General features: G+C 61.9%; 7 protein-coding genes. 5 read left to right on the forward strand and 2 right to left on the reverse strand.

The window, feature by feature from the left end; translation table 11 throughout:
* Positions 1-7 precede the first annotated feature (7 nt).
* The 5 genes from IRZ12_RS01825 to IRZ12_RS01845 are packed head-to-tail and all read left to right on the forward strand — an operon-like array spanning position 8 to position 5108.
* Positions 8-1282 carry an O-antigen ligase gene (locus IRZ12_RS01825; RefSeq protein WP_296463493.1) on the forward strand — a complete coding sequence of 425 codons (1275 nt, stop codon included), beginning with the start codon at positions 8-10 and terminating at the stop codon, positions 1280-1282.
* Positions 1275-2393, forward strand: a complete 1119-nt coding sequence (locus IRZ12_RS01830; protein ID WP_296463496.1) for a glycosyltransferase — start codon at positions 1275-1277, stop codon at positions 2391-2393. Before IRZ12_RS01825 ends, IRZ12_RS01830 begins: the two co-directional genes overlap by 8 nt.
* 26 nt (positions 2394-2419) lie before the next feature.
* Positions 2420-3316: a glycosyltransferase family 2 protein gene (locus IRZ12_RS01835; protein ID WP_296463497.1), complete on the forward strand. Its 897-nt coding sequence runs from the start codon at positions 2420-2422 to the stop codon at positions 3314-3316.
* Positions 3313-3876 (forward strand): putative colanic acid biosynthesis acetyltransferase, encoded by a 564-nt coding sequence (locus tag IRZ12_RS01840; protein WP_296463499.1) that lies wholly within the window; start codon positions 3313-3315, stop codon positions 3874-3876. The genes IRZ12_RS01835 and IRZ12_RS01840 overlap by 4 nt, the downstream gene beginning before the upstream one ends.
* Entirely contained in the window at positions 3873-5108 is a 1236-nt protein-coding gene (locus tag IRZ12_RS01845) for a glycosyltransferase WbuB (RefSeq protein WP_296463501.1), read from the forward strand. Before IRZ12_RS01840 ends, IRZ12_RS01845 begins: the two co-directional genes overlap by 4 nt.
* A gap of 35 nt (positions 5109-5143) precedes the next feature.
* Here IRZ12_RS01845 and IRZ12_RS01850 read toward each other — a convergent pair whose 3' ends face one another.
* Both IRZ12_RS01850 and IRZ12_RS01855 read right to left on the reverse strand, forming a co-directional pair.
* Positions 5144-5785: a response regulator transcription factor gene (locus IRZ12_RS01850; RefSeq protein ID WP_296463503.1), complete on the reverse strand. Its 642-nt coding sequence runs from the start codon at positions 5783-5785 to the stop codon at positions 5144-5146.
* 220 nt (positions 5786-6005) lie between these two features.
* Positions 6006-6788: a response regulator transcription factor gene (locus IRZ12_RS01855; protein ID WP_296463505.1), complete on the reverse strand. Its 783-nt coding sequence runs from the start codon at positions 6786-6788 to the stop codon at positions 6006-6008.
* Positions 6789-7164: the final 376 nt, after the last annotated feature.

The following is a 7164-nucleotide window of genomic DNA, read 5'->3' on the forward strand; positions in this document are numbered from 1 at the left end:
CGCCTCCATGATGCCCGCGCCCACGCGCTCCACCCTACCCTGGCTGTGCCTGTTCTTTTTCGCCGCCACGGCCCTGAATTTCGACGAACTCACCATTGGCGTAGGCAATTTCAAGCTCTCGCCGTTCGACCTGCTCTTCGTCACGATCGTCATCGTCAAATTCTCCCGGCTGGGACAGCCCGGCGCCTATGCGCTTCCGTCGGGCCCGGTGCTCCTGCCCATGTTGTTGCAATGCCTGGCACTTGCCTATCTGGCCGCGACGAGCATCCATCCCAAGCCTGGTATCGTCGCTCCGGACATTGCGCGCGACCTGCGCATTGTTTTCTATTTCATGTGCATCCCCTTCCTTTGCTACAAGGACATCGATTCGGCTAGCGCATATGCCCTCCTGCAGCGGACCATCGTGTACTCCGGCTTGGCCGTCACACTCCTCCTGCTCGCCGAGCAGGTCGTCGGGTTCAGCGTGACCGAGCCGCTACGCAACGTACGCCTTGCGGTCTGGCTGCTTCCCTTCTCCATCCTGGCCATTTTCTTCTTTCCCAATACGCTCGGCCTGGGCCCCGGTCGGGCCTACTTGTGGACGCTGTTCATGTTCCTCGCGCTCGCCATGTCCCTCAACCGCAGCCAATATCTCCAGTTGGCCGTGACGGTCGCCGTCGCCGCATTCCTGGGGAGGCAGGCGAAGGCGTTGCAGAAAACGCTGTTGCTGTTCGTCCCAGCGATTGCAGCCGGCATGGTTGTGTTCTACATGATCGGCTACGTGGAGGTCCTCCTCGACCGCATCTTCACCGTCCAGGCGTTGGAATATGACTCGAGCTACGGGGCGCGCGTGGAGGAAATGGAAGGCCAGATGGAGCTCTTCCGGCAATCGCCCATTTTCGGCCATGGAGCGGGGCTGCGCAGCTGGGTCATGGGCGAGGAAGGCTTCGAGCTAAGCACCTTCGCCCACAACTCCTGGGCATTCTATTTGATGAAATTCGGCATCGTCGGGACGGCGCTCATCATGCTGACGCCGCTATCCATCCTGCTGATCTCGCTTTTCCGTCCCTATGGGCATCCTGGCCTGGAGCTCCATCGACGTTACCTGCTCTGCTGCCTGCCGATCTACATCGTCGTCGACTCGATGTCTGGAGGACTGGCTTATGCTCCCAAGACCGCCTTCCTCGGCTTCATGCTGTGCTACAGCCTGTCGCTGGCGGCCAACGGCGCGGCAGTAACGGCCGCCGCCGAGCAGGATAGGGTGAACGCCATGCTCACACCTCGGGCGGCACGCCATGGCTGATGTCCTCTTCGTCGCTCCTGATTTGTCACCCGGTGGAGTCGGTCGCTGCGTCATGTTCATCACTGACGCGCTCCCGGAGGAAGGCATCGACACCGCGCTATTCCTGCTTCGCCGTTTCCGGGGCGAATTCAAGGTCAGGAATCCGTCCGTCACGTACGCACTGCCCGAGACGCCCGGGCCCTGGCGCTTCCGCTCGGCACTGCCGCTCGCGTTCTGGCGCCTGCTCATCCACCTGCGCAACGACCCTCCAGCGTTGGTCTGCTCGCATGGCTTGCTATGCAATCTCCTCGTGGCGCTGGCGTCGATGCTGTCCGTGCGCAAGTACGCCACCGTGGCCATCGAGCACAACAGCCCGGCCGCGCACTACAGCGGCTCCGCCGTGCAGCGCTTCAAGCGTTGGCTCGCGCGTTTCAGCTATGCGAAACACGACCTCGTCGTGGGAGTCTCCCAGGGCGTCGTGCGCGACCTCTCCAACATGTTTCCTTCGCTGGCCGGAAAATTCCGCCACGTCTATAACGGCATCCCCATCGAGGAAGTCCGCCGCCTGGCCAGCTGCACGCCAAGCATGCCACCGCAGCCGGGAGTACTCGAGTTCGTGGCCATCGGCCGCCTGGACGAGCTCAAGGACTTCAAGACGCTGGTCGAGGCGGCTGACCTGCTCGATGACCCTCGCATCGCTTTCGTCGTTTTCGGGGATGGCCCGGAACGCGATGCACTGCAGCGGCAAATCGCGGCCTCGTCGTCCCGCTCCCAGGTCATCCTGGCGGGACATGTTTCCAACCCATTCCCCGTCCTGGCACGGGCTTACGCCTTCGTTTCGACATCCCGCCGCGAAAGTTTCGGCAATGCGATGGTGGAAGCCTTGTGCCTGGGCGTACCCGTCATCGCCGCCGACTGCCCCCACGGCCCCGGCGAGATCCTGGCCAACGGCCAATACGGCGTGCTTTTTCCCGTCGGTGACGCCGGCGCCCTGGCCGCCGCAGTGCGCCGCTTGGTTGATCACGAAGGCGAACGCGATCGGCTGGCCCAGGCGGCCGCGGAACGCGCTGCGGCTTTCTCGCTCGAGCAGCACCGGAGAAACGTGGCTGCACTTTTCAACCCGCTGCTATAGCCGCAACCACCCTCACGGAGAAAACCTTGGAACGCATTCCGGTATCCGTCGTCGTGATGACCAAGAATGAGGCACGCAACATCGTCAAGTGCCTCGCCAGCCTGAGGGATTTCTCAGAGGTGTTCGTGGTCGACTCGGGCAGCACGGACGAGACGCAGGCCCTCGCGATCGCGCACGGCGCCCATGTGGTGCCGTTCAAATGGAACGGCAAGTATCCGAAGAAAAAGCAGTGGTGTCTGGAAAACCTTCCTTTTTCGAACCGCATCGTGCTGTACGTCGACGCGGACGAGGAAATGACGCCGGCGCTGGCCGAAGAAATCCGCCACAGCCTACCTCGCTTCCATGACGGCCATGCCGGCGCATTCGCTGCTTTCGACTATGTTTTTTGCGGCAAGCCCCTCCGCCATGGCCATCGTGTCTACAAGCTCGTGCTGCTGGACAGGTTCCGCGCCCGGTTTCTCGACTATGACGACCTGGATGTCGCCAACATGTGGGAAGTCGAAGGCCACTACCAGCCGCATGTAGAAGGCCGGACCTTCGTATTGTCGAACCCCATGATCCACGCGGATCACGACTCGCTCTACCACTACTTCGACAAGCACAATCGCTATTCGGACTGGGAAGCCCACCTGCGCCTCAAAGGCCTGCTCAACGATCCGCGCGAAGCGAACGTCGGATCGCGCGCATTGGCCAAGAAGGCATTCCAGAAGCTGCCGTTCAAGGGCATGACTGCATTCCTGCACAGCTACGTCTTCAAGCGCGGCTTCCTCGACGGCAAGGCCGGATTCCACTATGCCATCGCACGCGCGTTCTATTACTGGCAGATAGGCATCAAGACCGAAGAGATGCGGGCCGCCGCCACGCGCGCCAGCCAGGGCGCCGGGCAAGGATTGGCGGGCGATCTGGATCGGAGTTCCACGTGAAAGAAGAATTCCATAGGCTGGACCTGTTTTCCATTTCCCCCGGCTTGCGCGGCCGCTCCCCCCTGGCCGTCCAGATATGGTGGCTGGCGCAAGCCACGCTCTTCAGGTGTTCCCCGCAAATCGCCTATGGATTTCGCCGATGGCTGCTGCGCCTGTTCGGCGCAAAGGTCGGCAAGAAGGTCTTGATTCGTCCCAGCGCCACGATCACCTATCCTTGGAAAGTCAGCATCGGGGATTATTCCTGGATCGGGGACGACGTCGTGCTCTACAGCCTTGCTCCCATCCACATCGGCGATCACGTCGTCGTGTCCCAGCGCAGCTTTGTTTGCGCTGCCGACCACGATCCCAGCCTGCGAGCCTTCCCGATCCGCGAGCGACCAGTCCGCATCGAACACGGAGCGTGGATCGCGGCCGACGTATTCATCGGCCCCGGGGTAACAGTGGGCGCCGGCGCCGTAGTCGGCGCCCGAAGTTCCGTATTCAAACCCGTTCCCGCGGCGATGATCTGCCACGGCAATCCCTGCCGGCCCGTGCGCAGGCGCACAATGGTGGACGCATGAGACTCTTGATATACGGGCTGAATTTCGCGCCGGAACTGACGGGAATAGGCAAGTACACCGGTGAACTGGCCGCCTGGCTCGCCGGCCGGGGTCACACGGTGTCCGTCATTGCCGGCCCCCCCTATTATCCGGCCTGGCGCATCGAGCCAGGCTACTCGGCCTGGCGTTACCGCCGGGAAACCTGGCGAGGCGTTACCGTCATCCGGACGCCGCTCTGGGTGCCTGCCCGGCCGGGCGGCCTCAAACGCCTGCTGCACCTGGCGAGCTTCGCAGCCTCCAGCCTGCCGGTCCTCATCATGCAGGCCTTCAAGCGGCCAGACGTCATATTCGTCGTGGCACCCTCCCTTTTCTGCGCCCCGGCTGCATGGCTGGCCGCCCGGCTATGCGGCGCGCGAGTATGGCTGCACATCCAAGACTACGAAGTGGACGCAGCGTTCGAGCTTGGCCTGCTCAAAGGCCGTGGCTTGAGAAAAGTCGTCCTGGGGCTGGAACGCTGGCTGCTGCGACGCTTCGATCGCGTCTCCACCATCTCGGGGCGCATGCTCGAACTGGCGCGGCGCAAGGGCGTAGACGCGCGCCGGCTGGAGACGCTGCCTAATTGGGTCGACGTCGATGCCATCTGCCGCCCAGGCTGCCAATCGCGCTATCGGTCCGAGCTCGGCATCCCCCCCCATGCCGTCGTCGCGCTCTACGCCGGCAACATGGGCGTCAAACAGGGCCTCGAAGTCCTTGCGCAAGCCGCTCGTATGTTGGCAGCGCACCCCAAGCTATGGTTCGTATTCTGCGGAGAAGGGCCCCAACGCGATGCCTTGCATGCCTTGTGCAAGGGGCTGCCCCAGGTCCGTTTCCTCGATCTGCAGCCTGCAGAACGGCTGGGCGAGCTCCTTTGCACCGCAGACATCCATCTGCTGCCCCAGCGCGCCAACGCGGCGGACTTAGTGATGCCCTCCAAGCTCTCGGGCATGCTAGCCAGCGGACGCCCGGTCATTTGCACCGCACAACCAGGAACGGAACTCGCCGGGGTAGTCGGGGGCAAGGGCATCGTCATCCCGCCGGAAGATGCACAGGCCCTCGTGGCCGCGCTGGAAGAACTCGCCGACGATCCGTGCCGCCGCCACGCACTCGGCCGCGCCGCGCGGCATTACGCGCAGCGCCATCTCCACATCGACGCCGTGTTGTCCGAAGCCGAAAAGGCGCTCATCCACTGCATCGGGGGGATACCCCAGGGGTAACCGGACCGGCCGCCTGACGGCGCTACCGGCCCGGCTCAGTCCTCGCCTTCGTCGTCCGGCTTGATCAAGCCGCGATGCCGGGCCACGAACGCTGCTTCGGCCTGGTTGCGCACGTTGAGCTTCCAATAAAGCGTGCGCGCATGGCTCTTGACCGTCGCAGCGGAGATGCCGATGTGCTCGGCTATCTCTCGCATGCTGTGTCCCTGTACCAGCAGCCTCAGGATTTCCTCCTGCCTCTTCGTCAGCCCCCGCATGGCGGACCGGGCCGCCACGGGGATGTCCGGCGGTATCTCCCGGCGTGGATAACACTCGCCGCCCGCAAGGACCAGGCTCACCGCTGCGGCCAATGCGGCAGGATCGGAAGAGCGTGATATGTAGCCCTGGACCCCGCGACGGGCGAAAGCGGCACTGACGGCCGGGTCTTCCGTGCCATAAAGCGTCAAGACGACTCGGGGGGAAAATATTGCCAACGCTCGCTCGAGCGTCTCGATGACTTGTACCGGATCGGGGTTCACGTCCAATACCAGCAATTCCACGCTCTTGTTCCACGACGTTCCGAGCTCGCCCAGCTGGCGGGCGGACAAGACGATGATCTCGCCCGCACCCTCTACACGCATCAATATATGTTCCAAAGCGAGCCGCAACAGCGCGTAATCTTCAATCAGAACTGTCGCCATTCCCCGCGGCCTTTTGAACGCGCCCTGACGCCCCGCCTGGCCGACCATGGAACGCCATGGCCGGCTCGGAAAGAGAGAATCTGGAGCACTGCTGATAGACACAACCGTCGCGGCCCCGCCACCGACGGGTGCCGCGTGCGGTCATTCAACACGCTTGTATCCTATCAGCGGCCGCGTGTGTCGACTCTCGTACAGGCGATTGAATCGGTTCGGATTAACGCTATTTGTGCGTATGCGCGTAGGGCTGCACCCGCTTGTTGTCGCGGTCGAGTTCCGGGCCGTGCCACTCGAGCGTAGCCCCCCGCTTCAGCGCCGTATAGACCGCTTCACCCTTGTTGCGCACGTGCAGGCGTTGATAGAGGGTACACGCATGCGTCTTCGTGGTCGCGACCGAGATATTGAGCATCCGGCTGATCGTCTTGATCGGATGACCGCGCGCGAGCAATACCAGCACTTCGTATTGGCGCGGCGTCAATTGCAATAGCTGCGCTCCTTCGGCGATGCTGATTTCGTTCGGCTTGCCGTTCGAACCTGCCGGCTTGAGCCCGTTGGACGACAGGACCCCGCCCGCCTGGTCGGCTGCAGGCCGGAAATAGAAATCCGGGGCCTGCAACTGTTTTCCGGGAAAACACTGACCTCCGGCGATGACCAACCGAATCGCAGCCTCGAGAATCTCGACTGAAACGGTTTTCATGACACAGCCGGATACCGGCAAGCCGGACAAATTGCTGAAGCTTGGCGGCAACGGCAGCGCATCGGCCAGGAGCAAAATCCGCTTCGGCTGGAGAGTTTTATGAATCTCGGTGAGGTACTGGCTATCCGACCCCGCCCCCGACGAAACGCCATATATCAGAAGATCTACTCCGATAGCCGGCGACTCGCCTTTGGCAAGAGCGTCGTAATCCAGTTCGACTATCTCCCAAGGCTCGCCCAGTTTTTTCACGATCTGCCACAAACCGAGACGCAGCAACGGATGAGATTCCATCAGGACTATTTTTCCCATCACTTCCTCTGTTCAAATCCAAATAGGCACCAGCCCGATAAGACATCAGCCCACCACGCGCCCCGCCGCATTCCGTTAATTTTTGTTACAACCATCTCGGAATCAACGACCCGTCTCCTGCCTGAAGTTAGGCGGGAGTGAGCACTTTCGGTGGATTAAAAGTGAGGTAACCCCGACGAAAAGACGTTCTTGGCTGAGGCAACCCGAATATGTAGCATTCGGTCGCAGAAAAAACGTCTTCCCGCTATTTGTAGCACAACCTTAAAACGGTATGCGCGTTTCTGCGCCAGTAAGTCTCTATCTCCAACTGCCTCCCGAGGCAAACATATATATCATTTTGTGCGAACTGTGGATGACTAGACGCAATGCCTAGGAC

Source organism: Pigmentiphaga sp. (assembly GCF_019689535.1).
Classification (GTDB): Bacteria; Pseudomonadota; Gammaproteobacteria; order Burkholderiales; family Burkholderiaceae_B; genus Pigmentiphaga.